We start from the raw sequence: 21,056 nt of genomic DNA on the forward strand, positions 1-21,056 counted from the left end.
AAATTCCTTAAGCGAGTGGCATCGGGGTTAGGTGCAGGTGCTACGGATAAAACGACGTGGGGTGCTGTTCAGTGACCGGAATCTGCCCCTGGAACATGCGGTTGATGTCGCCAGTCAGCCGCAGGTAGAAGTCCGACGACACGGCAACGCCATCCGCATCCAGCGTCAGGAAGTACTGGTCGGTGGGCACCATGCTGCTGTTCTCGGCGATCTTGGCAATCGCCGTGCCCTCGTCATATTCGTCGAACATGGCGATGTAGCCGGTATTGACGCCAATACGCTTCATGTCCCACGCCTGCCGCCACATGAAGTCGCCATGCAGCCGCGGATTCTGGTTGCGCGGTGCACCGGCCTTCATGTTCGACCACGCCGAGCCCGGCCAGATGACCGGCTGGTAGACGATGTGGTTCTGGCTGGTGTAGGTCACATCCGGCTGCCACAGGTTGGTGGTCCAGCTATCCGCATCGGCTGGCGAGCCAAAGCGGCCGACAAACCACGGCGAGAGCATGTCCAGCGATTTGTAGACGTCGGCAAAGTCGGGCTTGGAGTCATTGATGCCGGTGCGCCAGTAAGCGGGTACGCCGCCAATCACATAAACGCCTTGGTCCTTGAACCACTTGATCAGGCTGGCGTGCTCGGCGGCGGTGCCGGGCCGATCGGTAAAGCCGATCCCCCAGATGCACACCACGATCTTGCCATCCTGCCGCGCATAGGCGCTGGAGTCGGTCAGATGCATCGCACCCACCACATTGGTCGTCCAGTCATGCTCCACTGCGGCCAGCCAGGTGCTCGCATTCATCCCGGTGACGTCATACATCACGTAGAACTTGCGGTTGTGGGCTTCGGCGGCGGCCTTGACCTTGACTGCCACGTTATCGCGATTGGATTTCCAGTTATTGGGGGTGTCGCTGAGATCGGCACCGAAGCGCTGCAGCGCAGCGCCATCGATGTTGTAGCTCTGCATCCACTCAAAGTGCTTGTCGACCGTGGACGGGTCATACGAAGAAAACAGCTTTGCCGGCGAACCGTTACCCAGCGCGGCGAGGCCGGACTGGTAAAGATGCGTGTACTCGCGGATATCCGGGTAAAGCTCGAATTTCACGTTGCCGCTGCTGGCCGACGGCGTGTTGCTGTTGGTGGACCAATGCACCCAGCGGTTATTGGGCGAGCCATCGCCAAGGGCGTTGAACCAGCCCTGATAGCCGGCAAACACGTGGCCGACCACGTCGCTGACGACCACCGGGGTGGTGCTAAACCGGAACCACAGCAGGTTGAACAAATTGCCGGTGCCACCGGTGAATTTGAGGTAGGCGGTGTGCACACCGCTGACGCCGCTGACCGGGCACGAAACGGTGGTCCAGTTCTGCCAGCCGCCAGTACCCTGCACTTTGCAGGTGGCTAAAATCGGGCCACCGATGCTGTCGGCGTGGACTTCGATATTGCCGCCTGCAGCGTTGCTGGCAACTCGCGCGGTCAATGAGGCCGCGCCGCCGCCAAAATCCAGATTGGTATAAAAGGTGTAATCACCGTTGTCGATGAATGCGACGTCCTGCCCGCCCTCGCTCGCGTTTTCGAGCTGGATGCCACTTTGGCCGGCAAAGCTGGCTGCCGCGATCTGATTGAAGGCAGAGACCGTGCTGGGCGCTGGCGTCGGCGCTGGCGTGGGTGCCGGCGTGGGCGCTGGCGTAGGAGTAGCAACGGTACTCACGGCCTGCAGCTGCCATTGCGCGCTGGCCCAGGTTGAGTAGATCTGGCCGCTTTCCGCCCAGCCGTTCAAATCCTGGATATGAATGTACTCGCTGGGCTGCCAAACGTTGCGCAGTCGAACGTAGCCGTCGCCGGTATCTTCCAGCACCCATTTCGCGCTGTTCCAGGCGGATTGCACCGAGGTCGCTTGCACCCGTCCGTTATCGCTCTCGATATTCAGGTAGTCGCCGGTGGCCTGATTGCGGATGCGGTAAACCCCGGCGGAGACCATTTCCATCGTCCAGCCGTATTGTGTTCCGCTGCTGCGGCCATAGGTCGCGTCGGTGCCCGTATCGGTGAGCGACGTGCCCTGCCAGCGATTGACGATGTGGTACACCGTATTCGCCACCGGCGTCATCGCTTGCGCCTGGGCTGCTGCCAGCAGCGTCAGACCCCAGAGCGCGAGCGTAGATACCGATGCGCGCGCTGCGTTTCCATTCGTTGATTTCACGGTTGATTTCACGCTGTTCTCCGACCGGCGCAGCGTTGTAGGCATGCGCCGGCTTGAAGGTTGAGACCTGGCCCACCTTGTAGCGCGGGCCAGGACGATCCGTTGTGGCTTACTGCGCCAAACGCACGACCTGATTGGCCGAATTCGCCGTACCACCCCAGCCATCGATGACATGGGTGATCTCGCCCACGCCACCGAGCGAGACGGTGGTCATGTTGTGCATCATTGCGCCGTTCAGGCCGACGCCCGAGTTCGGCACTTCGATGGCGTTGGCGGACTTCACGCTGGAATTGCTGCTGAAGTAGCAGTAGACGCCCAGCCCCCATGCCTGATGGCTGGTCACGTTGTCCGCCACCTTGTACGAGGCGAAGCCGTTCACACCGTTGTTCATCCAGCTGCCTTGGTCCGGCACGTCGTACGGCATTTCGCTCTGATAGAAGAACACCTTGCCGTTGTTGCCGTTCCACAGCGTCTGGTACTGGTGGAAGTGCTCGACGAACAGGCCGTAGAAGGTCACGTTCGCGCCGTTCACGATCAGGCCGTTGGTGGTGGTGTTGGTATTCCAGCCCACACCGCTGCCGTGGTCGGCACGCCAGATCCATGAGTGATCGCCGATCACGTCGTTGCTGTTGATCTTCAGGCTCACCCACGCCTTGCCGACGCCTGCACCGCCCACGCGGAAGAACAGGTCATGCAGCGAGGTCGGGTTGGCGGCATGGCTGGCCGTGCTGCCAACCGGGCCGACTTCCAGCAACACCGGCGAGCTGGTCGTACCGGCGTCGAACAGCAGGCCGGCGATCTTCACGCCATCCACATCGGCGGTGGACATCGCGATCACGCCGTTGTCCGGCACGATGGTCGCCATGCCCAGGCCAAGCACCACGGTGTTGGGCTGGGTGACGCGCAGCGTGTCGTTGACGTGGTAGATGCCCGGCGTGAACAGCAGGTTCTTGCCCTGCGACAGCGCAGCGTTGATGCTGGCTGCGGTATCGCCCGCCTTGACGATGTAGAACTGGCTGATCGGAATCGACTGGCCCGGTGTCGAGCCGGTGCCCCAGCTGATGCCCTGACCATTGGTGCTGACCGACGGCACGAGCACGCTGTAGTTGCCGGCGCTATCGACCATCAGGAACGGTTTCTCGCGCACGACCGGGGTCTGCGTGATCACCGTGTACGGCGGGTTCGGCCAGCTTGCGCCGGATGGTGCGCCATAGACGCCGGCGAAGACCATGTTCCAGTTCGAGCTGCTCCAGCTGCCCAACTGCGAGCTGCGGGTGAACCATTGCTGCTGACCACCGGAATTGACGTTGCCATCGACCTTGGTATCGGCCATGAAGCCGCCGCTCGACCAGCCGCCGTCATCCAGCACCATGTCGCCACGCACGTGCATGTGGCGGAACGGCGCAGCTTGCGACACTGCCCAGCGGTTCATGCCCCCGGTCGGGTTGATCGACAGGTTCTCGGCCGAGCGCCAGAAGTTCTGCGTGGCGTTGCCCTGGAACCACTGCGCATTGGCCTGCACACCACCGTTGATGGTGACGCTATCCGGCGACTGACCCAGACCGGACACCTGGGTATAGAAGCCGACGTTCACGTTGACGTTATAGGTGCCGGGCTTGAACAGGATCGCATAGCGGTTGGTGCCGAACTGGTTGCTTTCCTGCTGGCTGAAGATGTTGTTGACCTGGCTCTGTATCGTCGCGGTCGGCGTGGACGGATCAAAGATCAGCACATTCGAGCCGAAGTCCGGCGCGCTGCTGCCGGCGCCGATGGAGAACCAGTTGAAGTTGCCGACGCCACCGGATGCGCCTGCGGTATCCAGTTGCAGTTGAATCACGTGGCGGCCCGCGCTGAGCGTGATCGGCGCGGAAACGGTCTGCCAATTCTGCCAGCCGCCGGTATCCGGCACGGTCAGCTCGCCAGTGGCTTGTGCGCCATCGACCATGAAGTGGAAAGTGCCGCCCTGGCCGCTGCTGGCCACGCGCACTTGCACCGTGTAGTTGCCAGCGGTGGTGACGTTGGTGGTGTAGCGCAGCCAGTCGCCGGCCGTGGTCCAGCCCACGTCGTAGCCGCCGCCGGTGTCGGACGTGGCCTCGATGCTGACGCCTTCGCTGGTGCGGTACTGCCCGCCCTGATTGCTATTGGCCTGGGTGTGATAGCCGACGTTCAGGCCGCCCGTATCGAAGTTCTCGACCTGCACCGTGCCGGGTAACGACCATGCTGTGCCGCCATACGGTTGCTCGCCGGGGACGGGGGTCGGGGCCGGGGTTGGTACCGGCGTGGGTACTGGCGTTGCCACTGGGGTTGGCGTAGCAGTCGGTTGGGGGGTCGGGGCCGGCGTGGGCGTTGCTGCAACGCTGCCACAAGTGCCGACGACGCTCCACGGCTGGCCGCTACCGGTGGGGCCACTGCTGGTGGCAGGGTTGTTGCCCTGCGTCCACCAGTTGGCGGTGTAATTGACGCCGTTGTAGCTGACCTGATTGCCGGCCACGTAGGCGGTACTGCTGCTCCAGACTGCATAACAGCTGCTGGTGGACGACGTGGCCGCCTGAGCGGCTACAACATGGCCGCCGGCCACCAGCAGCGAAAATGCAAGCGCTTTCAATCTTTGTTTTATTGGATGCTGCACGATTCTCTCTCCATCCGTGAAATTTAAGTCTTGTGGTAAACCGATGTGATACGGAGGCGGCTTCCCGGCGCGGGCCGTGGATCACGCACGCGTGATAAGGGCACCGGAGCCAGCATGGATTTAATCGCAGCAGACCTTGTCGGTATGTATCCGCGATTCAGATCTTTGTTGGCGCCAGGGAACTAGCGGGCTGAACGGGTGATGTGGGAGGCGATTCACGGCGGCAATTGCAAAGTCAACCGGATTGAATAGCGGTCCCGCGTACCGCCTCAATCAAGTTTCTTTGCCGCAAGAAAGCGCGATAGCAGATCGGCGATCTGCTCGTTGTTCAGGTCAGAGAACGGGAAATGCGTGTTCCCGCGAATGCCGATGCTCGGCAAGTGCACCAGTGTTGCGTCGCCACCGTGGCGATTGATGGCACCCACCCAAAGCTTCGCCATCGCCAGGCGGACGCGCCAGTTGTCCAGCCCGGGGCTCGCGACAGGTTCTGTCGGGATGTTGTCCCCGTAGTAAATGATGATTGGAATTCTGGTGAGCTTCAGGAACTCGGCTTGCGGCACCGGCACCCCTTCAAGCGGCCCGGCCGAGCTGGGCATGGCGGTCGGGACCTCACCCTCGGGAAAGACGAAACCGCTGCCCGGCTCATAGGAGACCACCGCCTTGATGTTCGGGTTTTTCATGGCGGCAAGCCATCCGAAGCCGCCGGCATGGGAATGGGTAATCAGGACACCGCTGCCGATCTTGTCGAATAGCGCCGAGACGGCGTTGACGGCCACCGTCGCATCGAGCGGCCCGCTGTCCGGGACCATCTGCCGAAAATACTGCTCCAGTGCCGCCGGATCGGATGAGAACTGCACACCGGGGAACAGCTTGGGCCAGTTGCCTAGCCGGAACTGGTTGAACCACCGCTGCTCGTCAGGCACTGCGTTGATGGTCGTCCCCACCGTGCCCCGCGCGGCCCCGCCTCGTCGAGGCTGGTCAAGCAAATAGACCTGGAAATGGCGTCGGAGGAAAATCGTCTGGAACCCCTCGCGCCCATCAGGCGTCGTTTCCCAAGTCTTGGAGAACTCACCGAAGCCGTGCCACATAACCAGGGGCAACTTTCGTGGGTTCACTGGTACTTGGTAGAACACCCTGGCGTGATCGCCATGCAGGGTCTGACCATCAGGAAGGGCCGGCTGCAACGGATCGAAAGTGCCAGCTTGTTTAAGGACGATGCCGCCCACGGCAAAGCTCCCTTGCTCCTTGATTTGAAGCGGCGCGCCAAAGCTGCTGGAGGTGTTCTGGGCCGTCGCCGCGCCTACGCCTGCAACCAGCAGTACAAGTGCCGCGACAGCTTGCTTCTTGAGATTCATCGTCATCGTTTTTCCTTGTGATGCGATGCCCCGACCGCCATGCCCAGCTCCACCGTGCCGACGAACTGGCGTCGCGCCTTGTTGGGAACCTCATTGCTCATGTCATTCCTTTGATGCTGGCGTTATTTCGTCGAGAACACTTCTTTGGCCGCAGTGGCACCCGTTGCGGCACTGGGCCAACCTGCATAGAAGGCCAGGTGCGTGATGAGCTCGGACAGCTCCTGCCGGGTCAGTCCGTTCTGCAGAGCCAGGGCGATATGTGAGCGCAGCTGGTCCGGCCGGTTCATTGCGATCAGCGCACTGACTGTCGCCAGGCTGCGGTCGCGCTTGGACAGGCCGGGCCGCTCCCAGACATCACCAAAAAGAACCTGATCGGTCAGCTCGGCCAGTTTCGGGGCCACATCGCCCATGAGCTGCTGCGCACGGCTCGGCGTCACGTCGGCGCTGGCCGGGGTAACGCCGGCGCTTGCGAGGGCGGCTTGGTAGTCCTTGTCACTGACCTTGTCCTGCCAGGTGACCGCGCTACCGTCTTCCTTCTCGGCAATGGCGATATGCGTCATCGAGCCGCCGGGGCCTGCGCCATGCCAGTGGCGGATATGGGCGGGAATAGTGACGACGTCGCCGGGGCGGATTACACGAGCCGGCTGACCTTCTTGCTGAACCAAGCCAAGCCCGCTGGTGACGATCAGGATTTGCCCAAGAGGATGGGTGTGCCAGGCGGTCCGGGCGCCTGCCTCGAAACTCACGGTGGCACCGCCGGCTCTTCCGGGAGCGAGCGCCTGAAATGGTGAGGAGATGCGGACGGACCCGGTAAAGGTCTCTGCCGGACCCGAAGTCGCTGGCAATTCGGCGACAGAATGCACCGCCACGACCGGCACGGTTGCAGCCGCGCCGGGGGCCTGCGCGCTGGCTGCGATGGCCGCGCCGCTCAGGGCGAGACAAAGCAGTGCCTTCATGAAACGACCTCCGGTTGAAGTGAGTCATTCTGACGGCGTGGTGCGACGATGCAGACCCGGGACACGAGCATCGCCAAGGCCAGCACGATGCCTGTGCCACCGGTTGGCAGATTGTTGCGGAGGGACTCATGCTGTGCGCTCAGATGTCGAGCTTGCGCTCGGCCATCCATTTGACGATGGCCGGATCGCGGTGCGAAAAGAAGCTACTGGTGTTGGTGTCGAGTGCGGCAATGCGCGCCATGTCTGCGTCGGCCAGCTCGAAATCGAAGATGGCGATGTTCTCGGCCATGCGTTCCTTGCGCACGGACTTGGCCAAGGCAACGATGCCGCGCTGAGTCAGCCAGCGCAGCACGACCTGGCCCACCGACTTGCCATATCGGGCACCGATGTCCACCAGCACCTCGTTCTGGAACAGATTGTTGCGACCCTCGGCGAACGGCGCCCAGGCCTCGGCTTGCACGCCGATTTCCTTCATGAAGGCGGCGCTGTCGATTTGCTGCTGGAACGGGTTCACCTCCACTTGATTGACGGCAGGGGCAATCTCGTTGAACGCCTTGATGTCCATCAGGCGGTCCGGGTGGAAGTTGCTGACCCCGATGGCGCGCAGCTTGCCGGCGCGATAGGCCTCCTCCATCGCGCGCCAGGAACCGTGCACGTCGCCGAAGGGCTGGTGGATCAGATAGAGATCCAGATAGTCGAGCTGCAGCCGGCGCAGTGATTTGTCGATGGCCTGCTGCGTGCGCTCATAGCCGGTCTCCTGAACCCACAGCTTGCTGGTCACGAACAGCTGTTCGCGCGGCACGCCGCTGGATCGCAGGCCTTGGCCAACCGCAGCTTCGTTCATGTAGGAGGCGGCGGTGTCGATCAGTCGGTAGCCGGCGCCGATGGCATCGATAACGCTGCGCTCACACTCCCCGGCATCCGGAATCTGAAAGACGCCAAAGCCGACGATGGGCATTTGAAGGCCATTGTTCAAAGTGACGTGTTGCATGGTTGCTGCTCCAGAGTTGTCTGAGTGAACTCTAGGCGTCGGACTCTCATGCGAGTAGTGACAAAAAGGTTGATTGATTGGCATCAAATTGATGACTATCCCTCTACAAAAGGGGGCCGTCATGGCAATCAACGAGCTTCGGTCGATCTCGACCTTCATCAAGGCGGCAGAACTGGGCAGCCTGCGCAAGGCAGCGCAGGAACTGGGAATCAGCCCGCAGGCGGCCAGCAAGGCGCTGGCCCAGCTGGAAACGCACCTGAATGCCCGTCTGTTTCATCGCACCACACGCGTGATGTCACTAACCGACGCGGGTCAGCGTCTGCTCGAAGAAGTGCAGCCGGCCCTGCTGGGCATGCAGCGTGCGCTGCAGAACGCCAGAACGGCGAAGGACGAGTTCGCCGGTCCCTTGCGTATTGCAGGACCGCGCACCACGTTTCAGCCGATTCTTTGGCGATTGGTTGAAGAGTTCTGCGTGTTGCACCCAGGCATCCAGCCAGATGTGCTACTGGAGGACCGCGTCGGTAATTGGGTGGAGGATCGCATCGACGTGGGATTCCGGCTCGGACCTTCGCCTCACGAAGGGGTCATCGCCCGGCGGCTGTTCCCGCTGCAGCTGGTGATTTGCGGCGCCCCTGCATACTTTGAGCAATACGGGATGCCAGAATCCCTGGCGGCCCTTGCATCGCATCGCTGCAGCGCCTTCCGGCATCCGGACACGGGAAGGGTGGTGCCCTGGCACGTGAAATTAGGGGGACAGAACGTGGATCAGCCGGTTGTGCCGGCGATCTGCAGCAATGATGAACTTTTCGAGCTACAGGCCGTTCTGGCCGGCAAGGTACTCGGCCAACTCGCAGGCGTGACGGCTGCGCCCTACATCCGGTCGGGTCAACTGGTGCCCATCCTGCTTGACCAAATGCCTGACTACGCCAGCTACTTCGTCTACTTCGGCAGCAGGACGTCACAGCCAGCTCGTGCGCGCGCCTTCATTGACCTGGCCGTACAGCGCCTGGCCGACAATCCCGAATACGTGCTCAGCGAGGTGGACTTGCGGGGCAAGCAGGCCCACCAAGGTGCACTTGCGTCAAAACGAAAAGGGTAGCCAATGGCTTCTGCAATGGGAGCGCCAACCGTCAACCGCGAACCTTGCCAAGAAAAGTCCGCAGCACCTCATTGAACAGCGCTGGCCTTTGCAGCGGAGCGAAATGACTCACGCCCGGCAGCAGGATCAACTGCGCCCCAGGGCTATGCCGGGCGAGGTATTCGGCGTGTTCCTGTTTGATGAATTCATCATACTCACTGTGCACGATCGCGACGGGCATCTGGATCGCAGCCAGCTCGTGCGCCGAGTAATTGGGCTCGGTCTTCATCATTTCGCTGACTGCGCCGACAAAGGCATTGAATGCCGCTGGCGTGGCGGACAATTGGGCATAGTCTTTGGCATGCCGCCCGAAACACCGGTCGATGATCGGCGTGGGCACGAATTCCTTGGTGCCGCTCGGGTCCATATTGCAGCCAAAGAAAAAGACCCCGGTCACGCGTGCCGGGGCTTGCATCGCCAGGATCAAGGCGGTGCATGCGCCGTCGCTCCACCCCACCAAGGCGGCTCGTTCCAGCTGCAACGTGTCCATCACGGCGAGCACGTCGGACGCCATCAATTCATACCGATAGGGCCGTTCATCACGCGTGCTGCGGCCATGACCGCGGCTATCGATCAGCACGACGCGATGGCCGGCATCCACCAGCGCCTGAACCTGATAGCCCCAATTCCCGCTATGGCCCAGACCGCCGTGCAGCAGCAGCACGGGGGAGCCGGCCCCATAAGTCGCGTACCAGATTCGGGCGCCGTCGTGCTCCACATAGCCCTGATCGCTCGGGTCCGGCAGGGGCGCTGCGCCATGCGCCGCAAAATGCGTCAGATCGTCGTCGAATGCATTCGTGTTGAAGTGATTCAAGGTCCACTCCTTGCTGGTCAACAAACACTGACGAGGTGGAATCCGTCAGGAAGTCACTTTCTTCGACGGTTTCGACTTGCCAGCACTGTTGAGGGCGATCGCCTGGAGAACCAGCGCCTTGAAGGCGGATTCGTCAACGGCTTCTCCTTCGCGGATATCGATCGCGCGGCGTGCGTTGCCGTCGAGACTCGAGTTGAAGAGACGGCTCGGGTCCGGCAGCGACGCGCCCTTGATGAAGGTGAGCTTCACGACGCTCTTGTAGGATTCGCCCGTGCAGATGATGCCGCCGTGCGACCAGACCGGCGTGCCCATCCACTTCCACTCCTCGACAACGTCCGGGACTGCCTCCTTGATGAGCTGGCGCATTCTGCTGAGGGTTTCCCCGCGCCAGTCGCCAAGTTCGGCGATTCTTTTCGAGATGAGCTCCGATGCCAACTGACCTTCGCTCGCGTCTGACTTTTTCATGTTCCCATCCTGAAGGTTCCAGATGCATGCGTCGTGCAAGGCTTCCAAACAGCGCCGCATCACGTTTGAAATGAACAGGCGGGCAATCGCCGGTCCCGGTTAAATGTAGCGCCAGGCAGTTGGGTATTCAAAATACCCCCACTTAACCTGTCTCAAAAATTACACACCGCAAAGAATATTTGATAAACAAAAATGCCCCAATTCAATTGGGGCATTTTTATCCAATCCTGCTGGCGCAATCCTAGCCGCGCTTAAGCCGGCTCTTGCACATCAAGAACAGGTAATCCGCTTGGCCGGAATCGCGCGCTGCTGCAGAACGAAGAAATAACCCTCCTCCCCTGCGGTATTGCGTCCACGGTAAAGCCCTTCGGGCAGACGACTGCCGCGTGCGCCAAAGGTGAGGCCTTGCTTGGCATCGAAGTGATACGCCTCGCCAATGGCGTGTACTTGATCTGCCGTGGCGGTCTGCAATTCCGAACCATTCCAGCTTGGCTTGTCGATGGCGTAAAGGTTGAGCACCGTGCGCTTGCTATAGGCGTTGCGCTCCTGCTTGACCTCGAACCGCTCCGACACGCCGTACGACGGCGCAGAGGCATAACACCCGACCATCGGGTCGCCGGATTTCACTTCGGTTTTCAGGGCCGTGCTGGAGGGCTCGCACGGGCGCTCCTGATAAGACAGGGAGCCGTCCTTCATGCATTTGTACATTCCGGCCTGCGCCGCGTGAGCGGCGACCAACAGCAGAACTAGTAGGCTTTTTTTCATGGTCTTGGGTCGCTACGAAACGATGGATGTTGCCGTATGCATATCATAGCGTGGGATGCCATTGTCTTATACAGCGCGAAAGCGAAGTGTCGCTTCTGTGCAAATCCTATCTTTACACGGGGTTTGGGTCGGCTTTACCAGATGGTGTGAACGTGGGCGTAGGCCCTGATTTTTTCATCGGCGCTCACCACTGGCACGGCCAGTTTACGTGCGGTAGCGACAATGATCCGATCAGCCGAATCTTTGTGGAACTCACCCGGCAGCTCGGTGGATTTCACGCCGATTTCGTTATCCACGGACATGAAGTGCACCCCTTCGATCCGCTCCACCACTGCCAGCCATTCGGCGACATCCATCGTTAACGTGATGCGCCCTTTCTGCACCAGCATAGCGATTTCCCACGCCGTGATCGATGAAACGATGATGTCCCCGCCTTTCAGTTCGACCTCGATGGCCGCAAGCGCTGCCGGGGAAAGTTGGTCACAGTCTCCACTGACCCACCAAATGAGTGTGTGCGTGTCGACGACGACCATCAGGCAGACTCCCAATCGTCATCGGCTACCGGATCGGTGGGGCGGTCATAGTGTTTGACCGTACCGCGCAATATATCGAGCGGGCTGCGCGCGTCTTCCCGATAGGGACGTACTTCCAACTTGGGCTGGCCGCGCTCTGTCACGATCAGGGATTGTCCGCTGGCTTCGACTTCGCGCATGAGTTCGAGCGCATGCGCCTTGAAGTGCGACTTGGAGACTTGAGGGGTAGGCATGGTGTCGGAACCTGAATAGTCACATCGTATAGTCACATGCTAATGCGAGATGTGACTACATGCCATGACTGTTTGGCGCGCAGGATGGATTCAGCGATACCCATCATTCCCGATCATCGAATCCGCATGGATATCGCAGGTGTTCCCGCGCGTGCAAACGGGTTGCAGCGCCCTCTCCCCCGGCCCCTCTCCCGTAAACGGGCGAGGGGAGAAAACCACGGGGCTTCATAGGATGGGCTGAGCACACAAGCTCAACCCATCCTGCGAACTTGCTACAAATTCGCACCTTCCGTCTTGGCCGGCTGCCGCACCGGCAAACTGATCCTGAATGTCGTCCCTGTGCCGACTGCGCTCTCCACGTCGATCCGACCGTGATGTTTCTTCACGATGCCATAGGCGAGCGATAGCCCGAGGCCGGCGCCTTCGCCGATGGCGCGGGTGGTAAAGAAGGGGTCGAAGATGCGAGGCAAGTGTTGCGGGGTGATACCGCAGCCGTTGTCGGCGATTTCGATCCAGACCTCGCCATCCGTCTTGCCGGTGCGGATACGGATTTCGCCCCCTGCTCCACCGTGCGCCGTGGTGGCTTGGGCTGCGTTGAGCAGCATGTTGAGGAAGGCTTGGTTGAGTTCGAGCGGCAGGCATTCCACATCCGGCAGCTCGCCGTATTGGCGGGTGATGGTTACGTGTTGCAGCTCGCTGGCGATGATGTTGAGCGTGCTGTCCAGCCCGCGATGCAGGTCAGCCTGCTGCCACTCGGCATCGTCGACGTGGGAGAACTCTTTCAAGTCCTGGACGATTTTTTTCACCCGCCGCAGGCCATCGTGGGATTCAGCCAGCAGGGCCACGATGTCTTCGCGCAGGTAATTGAGTTCGATGCGTGCCTTCAGCACGTGGACAGCATCGAGCTGGCCGGCATCGGTGTGGGATTCGAGCCGTTCATAGGCGTCGATCAGCGTCAGCAAGTCCTGCTGGTAGCCTTCCAGCGTGGTCATGTTGGCGATGACGAAGCTGATCGGATTGTTGATCTCGTGCGCAACGCCGGCAGCGAGCTGGCCGATGGCGGCCATTTTTTCCGATTGCAGCAGCTGGATGTGCATGTCTTCGAGCCGCTGGTTGGTATTGCGCAGCACGGTATTCAGTTCGGTCAGTTCGGCGGTGCGCTCGGCCACGCGGGCTTCCAGGTGGTCGCCGTGGCGGGCCAGTTCATCCACCAGCCGGCGCATGGCTTGCCGGCTTTGCGCCAGCTCGCTCAGCACCTCGTAGGCGCGCAGACAGACGATGGTAGTCGTCATCAGCTTGCGGGCGGTGAGCTCGGTCTTTTCCTTGTAATCGTTGATGTCGTAGTCAATGGTGACTTGCTGCTCGCCCGCTACGCCGGGTTGGCCGGTGCGCAACACGATGCGGATCAGCTGGTTGCCAAGCTCCCGGCGGATGCGCTCGACCAGCCGCAGACCGGCGTCTTCGGTCTCCATCACCACATCAAGGAAGACCAGCGCGATGTCCTGCTCGCGGGAGAGGATGTCGTAGGCGGCGCTGGCCGATTCGGCATTGATGAAATGCAGGCGGCGGCCTTTGAACTGCAGCTTGCCCAGCGCCAGCCGCGTCAGCGCGAGCACATCCGGTTCGTCATCGACGACCAGTATTTTCCAGGGCGCTGGCTGCAGCGGGTTAGGCGTGTGCTCGTCGTCGTGCAGCAACCATTGGTCGTTGTCGGCCTCCTCTGCCATCGTCGCTCCATGTATCCAGCATGATCTAGATGAACAATGGCACATCGGCGAAAAAGCTGCTGGCTGATGCTAGTGTCATGGGTGGTCGATGGGTGGAGCCTGTTCGCGATCTTTTGTCCCCTCTCCCACTTGTGGGAGAGGGTTAGGGAGAGGGTGCTTGCAAAGGTCGATGCACTTGGAACCAGCCTCTCCCCCAGCCCCTCTCCCACAAGTGTGAGAGGGGAGAAAACCAGCCTGCGTCAGCATCGTGAACAGCCGCCCAACATCAGCCAGCGCAGCTGCGACTACTTGAACATGGTGGAAAAGTTCGCGGCAAACAGCGGCGCGCATTCTTCAGCCGGCACCGGTCTGCTGAACAGGAAGCCTTGCACCGTATCGCAGCCGGCTTCTTGCAACAGCTGCAGCTGCGCCATCGTTTCCACGCCTTCCGCGATCACTTCCAGCCGCAGCTGGTGCGACATGGCGATCACGGCGCGGGAGATGGCGAGGTCGTTGGCATCGGTGGTGATATCACGCACGAACGCCTGATCGAGCTTGAGCCGGTTGACCGGGAAACGCTTGAGGTAGCTCAGGTTGGAATAGCCGGTGCCAAAGTCATCGATCGCCATCTGCAAGCCCATCTGCCGCAGCTGGCTCATGATCGCGATGGTGGCTTGCGGATCGCGCATGGAGGCCGATTCGGTCAGCTCCAGCTCGATCTGGCCGGGCAGCACGCCGAACTCCGCGAGCACGGTGCGGATGTCCTGCAACAGCTCCATCGCGGAAAACTGGCTGGCGGAGAGGTTGACCGCCACCGTCGGCGGATTGAGGCCGGCGGCCTGCCATTCCTTCAACTGGCGGCACGCTTCGCGCATGACCCAGTTTCCAAGCTGCGTCATCAGCCCGCAGACTTCCGCCATGGCGATGAAGCGCGTCGGCCCGAGCAGCCCGAGGCGCGGGTGCCGCCAGCGGATCAGCGCTTCCAGCCCGTTGAGGCGGCCGGTTTGCAGATCGACTTGCGGCTGGTAGTAGAGGATCAATTCATCGTTGCTTTGCAGCGACTCGCGCAGCTCGCTTTCGATCTGCAAACGCTCACGCGCTTCGTTCGATAGCAGCGGCGTATAGAAGGCGTAGCCCGAGCCAGCCTCGCCTTCCGCCACGTGCAGGGCGGATTCGGAGGCTTGAATCAGCCCGTCCGCGGCCGGCGCATCACGCGGGTAGAGCACCACGCCGGCATGCGCCGGCAGCACCCAGCTTTTATCTTCGACCTGAATCGGCAAGCGCAGCTGCTCCAGGATGTACGGCACCAGCACCGTCAACTCCTGCTCCTGCCCCACGCCAAAGGCCAGCGCAAAGGTGTGGTCGCCCACGCGGGCCAGCAGCTCGTGCGAGGCCGGCCAAGCGCGCAGCCGTTGCGTGGTTTCCAGCAGAATTTGGTTGATCACCGCATCGCCGTAGCTATCGCGGATTTCTTGCACGCGGGCGAGGCCGACCATCATGGTGACCAGCGATGCGCCGTGCAGCCCCTTGCAGTAATTCTCCAGCCGCAGCTGGAACAGCTTGCGGTTGGGCAAGCCGGTGACCGGATCGAAATGGCCGAGGAAATAGGCTTTTTCTTCGGCTTTTTCCTGCGCGGTGACATCGATGCCGCACAGTACCAGCCGTTCGCCGTGCGAGCCGGCGCGGGTCAAATGCCCGACCGACCAGAGAATCACCCGGCCATTCGGTGTGGTGGCGCGCCAGGGCCGATTCGGCAAGGCGCTTTGCTGCTCGGACGAGATACGAATCTGCCAGCGGGCGAGTTCGGCGTTTTCCGGCACCACCAGGGCATCCCAGAACAACGCGCCCAGCACGGCATCACGCGGCAGGCCCAGCACCTGTTCGGCAGCCGGGTTGAGGTGCAGCACGTAGCCGTTTTCATCCAGCACGGTGATCAGCGCCCGGGCGGTATCGAGGATGGTACGCACCAGCACGCGCTCGGCTTCCAGCTCGCCGCTGATGCGCGCCCGTGCTTTTTTTTCGTCGCGTTCGGTCAGCGCCCGCATCATCGCCGCCGGCAGCCGGGCCATGCGATCCTTGAGCACGTAATCGGTCGCGCCGGAGCGCAATGTTTCCACCGCCCGCTCCTCCCCGAGCGAGCCGGTCACAAACAGGAAGGGGATATCGGAGGCGCTGGTATTGCGCATCGCCAGCGCCGCCAGGCCATCAAAGCCGGGCACGTTGAAGTCCGACAGGATGATGTCCGGCTTGTCCGTCGCCAGGCCGTCGACAAAACCTTGCTCATCCGATACGCAGTGGACATTCGCGAGAATTCCGGCCGCAGCAAGTTCTGCCTCCAACAGTTCAGCGTCGGTTGGCATGTCTTCCAAGAGCAATACGCGCAATGCTTCCACGATGACCATCTCCGAGGTTCCGGTGCCGTTGCCCCCTGTCTGCGTCCCGTTTGGAATCGAACAGGTTGGGGAGACAACGGCTGGCGACGCCTAAGGTTTAGGTAGTCGGTTGATCAACAGCCAGTAAAACCCAAGCTTGGCGACTTCATTGCTGAAGGCATCGAAGTCGACCGGTTTCGTCACAAAACTGTTCACGCCCAAATCGTAGCCCTGCACCAGATCGCGCTCTTCGGCCGATGAGGTCAGCATCACCACCGGCACCTGGCGCAAGTGCTGGTCGGATTTCATCTCGCGCAGCACTTCCATGCCATCGATCTTGGGCAGCTTGAGATCAAGCAGCACCAGCCGGGGTGGAATCGGCGTGCGCCACGCGTATTCACCGCGGCAGTACAGGTAATCGAGCGCCGCCGCACCGTCCTTCAGCCATTCGATATGGTTGGCGAGCCGTTGCAAGCGCAAGGTCATCAGCGTCATTTCGGCATCGGCCGGGTTGTCCTCGACCAGCAGCACATCCAGTTGCAGCAGCTCGTTCATGCTGCCTCCTGCTCGGGCAGGGCGAAGTAAAAGCTCGCCCCTTTCCCTACTTCGCCTTCCGCCCAGACGCGCCCGCCATGTCGCCCGACGATGCTGGCCACCATCGCCAGGCCAACGCCGCTGCCGTGAAACTCATCGGAGTTATGCAGACGCTGGAACAGCATGAACAGCTTGCCGGCGTAGCGCATGTCGAAACCGGCGCCGTTATCGCTGACCCGGTAACGGCATTCGCCGTCGATGGTTTCTCCGCTGACTTCGATGCGCGGCTCCGGCTGATGGGCGGTGTATTTGGCCGCGTTCGACAGCAGGTTGACCCACACCTGGTGCAGCAAGCCGTAGTCGCCGGAGGTCGCCGGCAGGCGGTTGATCACGATCTGGCCATTGTAGTTAACGCCTTCCTGCGCCCAAGCGGCGCCGACCAGCGCGGCCATATCGATGCGCGAACGGTGCAGCTTGACCCGCGTCACCCGTGAAAAATCGACCAGCTCATCCATCAGCATGCCCATCTTCGTGCAGTTTTCGCGCACCACGCCCAGCAAGCGCTGGTCTTCGTTGTCGAGGCGGTCGCGTGCCCGATCGGAGAGCAAGTGCGCAAACCCGTCGATGGCGCGCAGGGGCGCGCGGAGATCATGGGAGATGGCATAGGCGAAATGCTCGATTTCCTTCGAGGGTTCGACTTCCTTCGCGGGTTTGCCGGCCTCTGGCGCCCCCACCTGGGCCACCCCCGCCACCCGCTCAATCTGGTGAATGATGTAGGTCACCTCACCATCCGCCCCCAGCACCGGCACATTGCATTGCCGCCACTGCGCGGGTGGGCTCCCGCCGTCTGTCGGCTCGGGGCGGCAAACCGCGTATTCATTGACTGCCATGATGTTCGGGGCACGTGTTTGCAGCACTTGTGCCAGCGACGCCTGCAGTGCGGCTTGCACCGGCTCCGCCTGATCCGGCCCATCAACGCCATCGAACAAGGCAAACAGATCGCAGCCGAGGATATCTGCGCGTTGCAGCCGCGAAGCCTGCAGATACGCGTTGCTCGCCCCGGCGATCGTCAGATCGGGCGCCAGCACCAGGTATAAGCCCGGCGCAGATTCAAACAGCAGCTGGAAGTCCGGCTGCGGTACTGATTCATGCTTGGGTCGCATACAAGATCCAACCGTTCAGGCTCCGTCGACATGTGTTTCGCCACTGCGCTTGGGGTGCCTGCTGATAAAACAAAAGGGGACGCCACGCTGAAAAACCGTTCAATTCATCCAAAAATAAAAAGAAACAAGAAAATGAATCAAAGGAATCTCATACTGTTTTATATGTAAAACATGACGTTTTCAGAAAATATTGGCGCGCACTCCATGGAACGACACTTACTTCTTGTTGACGACGAAGCAAATGTTCTCGCGGCCTTACGGCGGGCGTTGCGACGCGACGGCTATACGATCCACACCGCCGAAAGCGGCGTTGCCGGGCTGGAAATCCTCGCTGCCGAGCCGGTGGCGGTGATCGTTTCCGACCAGCGGATGCCGCATATGACCGGTTCCGAGTTCCTCGCGCGCGCGCGCGAACTCAAGCCCAACACGGTCCGCATCATGCTGTCCGGCTTCAGCGAAGTGCAGGCGCTGGCCGATGCGATCAATCAGGGCGCGGCGTGGAAGTTCCTGTTCAAGCCGTGGGAAGACGACCAGCTGCGCGGCCATATCGCCAATGCGTTCGAACAATATGAACTGGGCGAAACCAACCGGGTGCTGACCCTCGCGTTGCAGGTGGCCGGCGAGGAGATGGGCAAGCTCAACGAGATGCTGACCCAGCGCTTTGAGTCCGCGCACGCCAAGACGCAGGCCGAGCTGGCCGAGTCCTGGGCACGCTGGAACAACCTGCCGCTGGCTGCGGTTGAGCTGGATGCGCAAGGCTTCGTGATGGCGGCCAATCGCCGCGCCGGCGATTTCCAGCCCGGCCAGGGGCTCGTCACCGATTGGCCCGCCTTGCTGGCCGGGCGCGCGGCCGACGGCAGTGGCCGGCATCCCAACCTGGGCCATTACTGGCTGCAGCCCTTCACCGCGGCGGACAGATCCGGTTTCGTCATGCTGTTTTCACCCCCGGAGAAATCATGAGCAGCCCTGCGCTGACTGACTCCCTGCTGGCCTCGCTCCCCCTGGCCGTCTGGCACAAGGATGCGTCGCTGCATTACGTCTGGGCCAATTCGGCGTGGACGCAACTGGTCGGCAACGGCGCGCTGACCGGCAAGCACGACCGCGACATCCTGCCGGCCTCGGTGGCACAGGCACTGGAAGTCGGCGACTTGCGCACCTTCGTCGCCGGCCAGCACAGCGAAGAATTGACCGTGCAAACCCGCCAGCAGCAGGAAAAACACCTGATGCTGCATCGCATGCCGCATTACGACGCAGCCGGCGATCTGGCCGGCATCACCACGCTGGCCGTGGACATGACCCACAGCAAGCTGCTGTCGCAACAGATCGAGACACTGATCACGGAGATGGACATCCAGCGCCATGCCTTGCATGAGCACGCGCTGGTGGCGATCAGCGGCCCGGATGGCAGCTATGCCTATGTGAGCGAGCCGCTGTGCACCCTCACCGGCTACAGCCGCGAAGAATTGCTCGGCACCCCCCGTGCGGAGCTGGGTCTGGCGCCGGATGACTTCCAGCAACGGCTCGATACCCTGCATTTCGTCCGCGCCATCCGCTTTGAAACCCAAGGCAAGAAGAAGGATGGCAGCGATTTCTGGTTGCAGTCGCTGCTGGTGCCGCTGGGCCACCGCGCCGAGGCCGGCATCGACGGCACAGCCGAGCAGCGCTATTTCGAGATCAGCACCGACATCACCGCCATCAAGCAGCACGAGGTCAGCCTGTCGGCCGAAGTGGCCCGGCGCACCGAAGAACTGAACCAGATGAACGTGATGCTGGAAATGGACGTCGATGTGCGCGAACAGGTCGAGGCGGACCTGCGCCACCAGAACGCGCTGATCCAGAGCATGCTCACTTCGATGACAGAGGAAATCCTGCTGCTGTCGGGCAAGGGCCTGCTGCTGCAGACCAACCGGCCGTGGGATACGTTCTCTGAGCAGGAAGCCGTGCCGGATACGCTGCACGCCGCCATTGCCGGCGACAACTTCATCGATCACCTGCGCACCCTCACCCACCCGATGTATCACACGTTGGCCGACCGGCTGAAGGACATCCTCGACAACAAGCTCAACAGCTACGAAATGAGCTATCAGGAGGACTCGCAAAACGGCAAGCGCGGCTTCCTGCTGACCGCCAGCGCATGGAACGGCGAAGAGCGCGGCATCATCCTCACCGAATACGACATCACCGAGGCGCAACAGAACGCTGCCGCGCTCGAGAAGCGCAACACCGAGCTGGTCGGGCTGAACAACCAATTGCGCGATGTGCAGCACCAGCTGCTGCAATCGGAAAAAATGGCCTCGATCGGCCAGTTGGCAGCCGGCATCGCCCACGAGATCAACAACCCGATCGGCTATGTGAACTCCAATCTCGGCGCACTCGGCAACTACCTGAACGACTTGCTGGGCCTGGTCGACAAGTACGACGTGGTGTTGACGCAAAGTGGTCAGGCCGCGATCCAGGCCCAGATGACCAAGGCGCGGCAAGACATCGACTATGACTTTATGCGGGAAGACATCGATGCGCTGATGGGCGAATCAAAGGAAGGCATCACCCGCGTCAAACGCATCGTGCAGGATTTGAAGGACTTCTCCCGCGTCGATTCCACTCAGGACTGGGTCGAAGCCGACCTGCATGCCGGCATCGATAGCACGCTCAACATCGTGCACAACGAGATCAAGTACAAGGCCGAGGTCATCAAGGCATACGGCGAGCTGCCGCCGGTGGAGTGCATGATTTCCCAGCTCAACCAGGTGTTCCTGAACATGCTGGTGAACGCCAGTCACGCGATCGAAAAACAGGGCTCCATCACCATCCGCACCTGGCGCGCCGGCGACGAGGTCTGCGTGGCCTTTACCGATACCGGCAAAGGCATCGCGGCGGAAAACCTCAGCCGCATCTTCGATCCGTTCTTTACCACCAAGCCGATCGGCCAAGGCACCGGGCTGGGGCTGTCGCTCTCATACAGCATCGTGCAAAAGCACCGCGGCCGGATCGAAGTGAGCAGCGTGGTGGGCGAAGGCACCACATTCCAGATCTGGCTGCCGATCAAGCAGACCGGTTTATAACTAAAAGCTGATGACTAAAAGCCGATGACAATAAGCGTCGCTAACAAAACCCAGCGAAGCGGTGCTGGCAAGGCGTGCGAAGCGCAGACAGTACAAGTCGTACGGCAAGCGAGCACAACGCAGCCAGCAGGGTTTTGTTAGCG

The 21,056-nt window shown here is 61.4% G+C and carries 17 protein-coding genes; 3 read left to right on the plus strand and 14 right to left on the minus strand.

The window, feature by feature from the left end; translation table 11 throughout:
* Window positions 1-40 precede the first annotated feature (40 nt).
* The 5 genes from BR41_RS11595 to BR41_RS11615 all read right to left on the minus strand — a co-directional run bounded on the left by BR41_RS11595 (window position 41) and on the right by BR41_RS11615 (window position 8,128).
* On the minus strand, window positions 41-2,209 hold the full coding sequence (locus BR41_RS11595) for a carbohydrate-binding protein (RefSeq protein WP_211251727.1): 2,169 nt from the start codon (window positions 2,207-2,209) through the stop codon (window positions 41-43).
* 97 nt (window positions 2,210-2,306) lie between these two features.
* Window positions 2,307-4,826: a pectate lyase-like domain-containing protein gene (locus BR41_RS25185; RefSeq protein ID WP_084187058.1), complete on the minus strand. Its 2,520-nt coding sequence runs from the start codon at window positions 4,824-4,826 to the stop codon at window positions 2,307-2,309.
* A 269-nt stretch (window positions 4,827-5,095) separates the two neighbouring features.
* Window positions 5,096-6,187: an alpha/beta hydrolase gene (locus tag BR41_RS11605; RefSeq protein WP_084187060.1), complete on the minus strand. Its 1,092-nt coding sequence runs from the start codon at window positions 6,185-6,187 to the stop codon at window positions 5,096-5,098.
* Window positions 6,188-6,303: 116 nt separating this feature from the next.
* Window positions 6,304-7,137, minus strand: coding sequence for a (R)-mandelonitrile lyase (locus tag BR41_RS25195; protein ID WP_035056473.1), 834 nt, complete (start codon window positions 7,135-7,137; stop codon window positions 6,304-6,306).
* Window positions 7,138-7,276: 139 nt separating this feature from the next.
* Window positions 7,277-8,128 (minus strand): aldo/keto reductase, encoded by an 852-nt coding sequence (locus BR41_RS11615; RefSeq protein WP_035056475.1) that lies wholly within the window; start codon window positions 8,126-8,128, stop codon window positions 7,277-7,279.
* A 121-nt stretch (window positions 8,129-8,249) separates the two neighbouring features.
* Here BR41_RS11615 and BR41_RS11620 point away from each other — a divergent pair, with 121 nt between their 5' ends.
* Window positions 8,250-9,227 (plus strand): LysR family transcriptional regulator, encoded by a 978-nt coding sequence (locus tag BR41_RS11620; RefSeq protein ID WP_035056478.1) that lies wholly within the window; start codon window positions 8,250-8,252, stop codon window positions 9,225-9,227.
* Window positions 9,228-9,258: 31 nt separating this feature from the next.
* Here the strand turns inward: BR41_RS11620 and BR41_RS11625 are convergent, their stop codons facing one another.
* The 9 genes from BR41_RS11625 to BR41_RS11665 form a co-directional block, all read right to left on the minus strand.
* Window positions 9,259-10,080 (minus strand): alpha/beta fold hydrolase, encoded by an 822-nt coding sequence (locus tag BR41_RS11625; RefSeq protein WP_035056481.1) that lies wholly within the window; start codon window positions 10,078-10,080, stop codon window positions 9,259-9,261.
* Window positions 10,081-10,125: 45 nt separating this feature from the next.
* Window positions 10,126-10,545, minus strand: coding sequence for a DUF1801 domain-containing protein (locus BR41_RS11630; RefSeq protein WP_035056666.1), 420 nt, complete (start codon window positions 10,543-10,545; stop codon window positions 10,126-10,128).
* Window positions 10,546-10,815: 270 nt separating this feature from the next.
* Window positions 10,816-11,241, minus strand: coding sequence for a hypothetical protein (locus tag BR41_RS11635; protein WP_035056484.1), 426 nt, complete (start codon window positions 11,239-11,241; stop codon window positions 10,816-10,818).
* A 203-nt stretch (window positions 11,242-11,444) separates the two neighbouring features.
* Window positions 11,445-11,843, minus strand: coding sequence for a type II toxin-antitoxin system VapC family toxin (locus BR41_RS11640; RefSeq protein ID WP_035056487.1), 399 nt, complete (start codon window positions 11,841-11,843; stop codon window positions 11,445-11,447).
* Window positions 11,843-12,076, minus strand: a complete 234-nt coding sequence (locus BR41_RS11645; protein WP_035056489.1) for a type II toxin-antitoxin system Phd/YefM family antitoxin — start codon at window positions 12,074-12,076, stop codon at window positions 11,843-11,845. The genes BR41_RS11640 and BR41_RS11645 overlap by 1 nt, the downstream gene beginning before the upstream one ends.
* 272 nt (window positions 12,077-12,348) lie before the next feature.
* Window positions 12,349-13,803 (minus strand): ATP-binding protein, encoded by a 1,455-nt coding sequence (locus BR41_RS23605; RefSeq protein WP_169741289.1) that lies wholly within the window; start codon window positions 13,801-13,803, stop codon window positions 12,349-12,351.
* 284 nt (window positions 13,804-14,087) lie between these two features.
* Window positions 14,088-16,184: a putative bifunctional diguanylate cyclase/phosphodiesterase gene (locus BR41_RS11655; RefSeq protein WP_051710764.1), complete on the minus strand. Its 2,097-nt coding sequence runs from the start codon at window positions 16,182-16,184 to the stop codon at window positions 14,088-14,090.
* Between the two features lie 81 nt (window positions 16,185-16,265).
* Window positions 16,266-16,709 carry a response regulator gene (locus tag BR41_RS11660; protein WP_035056492.1) on the minus strand — a complete coding sequence of 148 codons (444 nt, stop codon included), beginning with the start codon at window positions 16,707-16,709 and terminating at the stop codon, window positions 16,266-16,268.
* Complete coding sequence (locus BR41_RS11665) at window positions 16,706-17,851, minus strand: sensor histidine kinase (protein ID WP_035056495.1); 1,146 nt, start codon at window positions 17,849-17,851, stop codon at window positions 16,706-16,708. Before BR41_RS11665 ends, BR41_RS11660 begins: the two co-directional genes overlap by 4 nt.
* Before the next feature lie 204 nt (window positions 17,852-18,055).
* Between BR41_RS11665 and BR41_RS22940 the strand changes: the two genes are divergently transcribed.
* Together BR41_RS22940 and BR41_RS23610 are read left to right on the plus strand one after the other, a co-directional pair.
* On the plus strand, window positions 18,056-18,811 hold the full coding sequence (locus tag BR41_RS22940) for a response regulator (protein ID WP_211251728.1): 756 nt from the start codon (window positions 18,056-18,058) through the stop codon (window positions 18,809-18,811).
* Window positions 18,808-20,913, plus strand: a complete 2,106-nt coding sequence (locus BR41_RS23610) for a PAS domain-containing sensor histidine kinase (RefSeq protein WP_084187065.1) — start codon at window positions 18,808-18,810, stop codon at window positions 20,911-20,913. The genes BR41_RS22940 and BR41_RS23610 overlap by 4 nt, the downstream gene beginning before the upstream one ends.
* Window positions 20,914-21,056 lie beyond the last annotated feature (143 nt).

This window comes from Andreprevotia chitinilytica DSM 18519, assembly GCF_000711875.1.
Classification (GTDB): Bacteria; Pseudomonadota; Gammaproteobacteria; order Burkholderiales; family Chitinibacteraceae; genus Andreprevotia; species Andreprevotia chitinilytica.

What these genes read in the sequence shown, in the direction of transcription:
- BR41_RS11605 (WP_084187060.1), bottom strand. Translation starts at nt 6,187, where the DNA reads ATGACGATGAATCTCAAGAAGCAAGCTGTCGCGGCACTTGTACTGCTG.
- BR41_RS25195 (WP_035056473.1), bottom strand. Translation starts at nt 7,137, where the DNA reads ATGAAGGCACTGCTTTGTCTCGCCCTGAGCGGCGCGGCCATCGCAGCC.
- BR41_RS11615 (WP_035056475.1), bottom strand. Translation starts at nt 8,128, where the DNA reads ATGCAACACGTCACTTTGAACAATGGCCTTCAAATGCCCATCGTCGGC.
- BR41_RS11620 (WP_035056478.1), top strand. Translation starts at nt 8,250, where the DNA reads ATGGCAATCAACGAGCTTCGGTCGATCTCGACCTTCATCAAGGCGGCA.
- BR41_RS11630 (WP_035056666.1), bottom strand. Translation starts at nt 10,545, where the DNA reads ATGAAAAAGTCAGACGCGAGCGAAGGTCAGTTGGCATCGGAGCTCATC.
- BR41_RS11635 (WP_035056484.1), bottom strand. Translation starts at nt 11,241, where the DNA reads ATGAAGGACGGCTCCCTGTCTTATCAGGAGCGCCCGTGCGAGCCCTCC.
- BR41_RS11640 (WP_035056487.1), bottom strand. Translation starts at nt 11,843, where the DNA reads ATGGTCGTCGTCGACACGCACACACTCATTTGGTGGGTCAGTGGAGAC.
- BR41_RS11645 (WP_035056489.1), bottom strand. Translation starts at nt 12,076, where the DNA reads ATGCCTACCCCTCAAGTCTCCAAGTCGCACTTCAAGGCGCATGCGCTC.
- BR41_RS23605 (WP_169741289.1), bottom strand. Translation starts at nt 13,803, where the DNA reads ATGGCAGAGGAGGCCGACAACGACCAATGGTTGCTGCACGACGACGAG.
- BR41_RS11655 (WP_051710764.1), bottom strand. Translation starts at nt 16,184, where the DNA reads ATGGTCATCGTGGAAGCATTGCGCGTATTGCTCTTGGAAGACATGCCA.
- BR41_RS11660 (WP_035056492.1), bottom strand. Translation starts at nt 16,709, where the DNA reads ATGAACGAGCTGCTGCAACTGGATGTGCTGCTGGTCGAGGACAACCCG.
- BR41_RS11665 (WP_035056495.1), bottom strand. Translation starts at nt 17,851, where the DNA reads ATGCGACCCAAGCATGAATCAGTACCGCAGCCGGACTTCCAGCTGCTG.
- BR41_RS22940 (WP_211251728.1), top strand. Translation starts at nt 18,056, where the DNA reads ATGGAACGACACTTACTTCTTGTTGACGACGAAGCAAATGTTCTCGCG.
- BR41_RS23610 (WP_084187065.1), top strand. Translation starts at nt 18,808, where the DNA reads ATGAGCAGCCCTGCGCTGACTGACTCCCTGCTGGCCTCGCTCCCCCTG.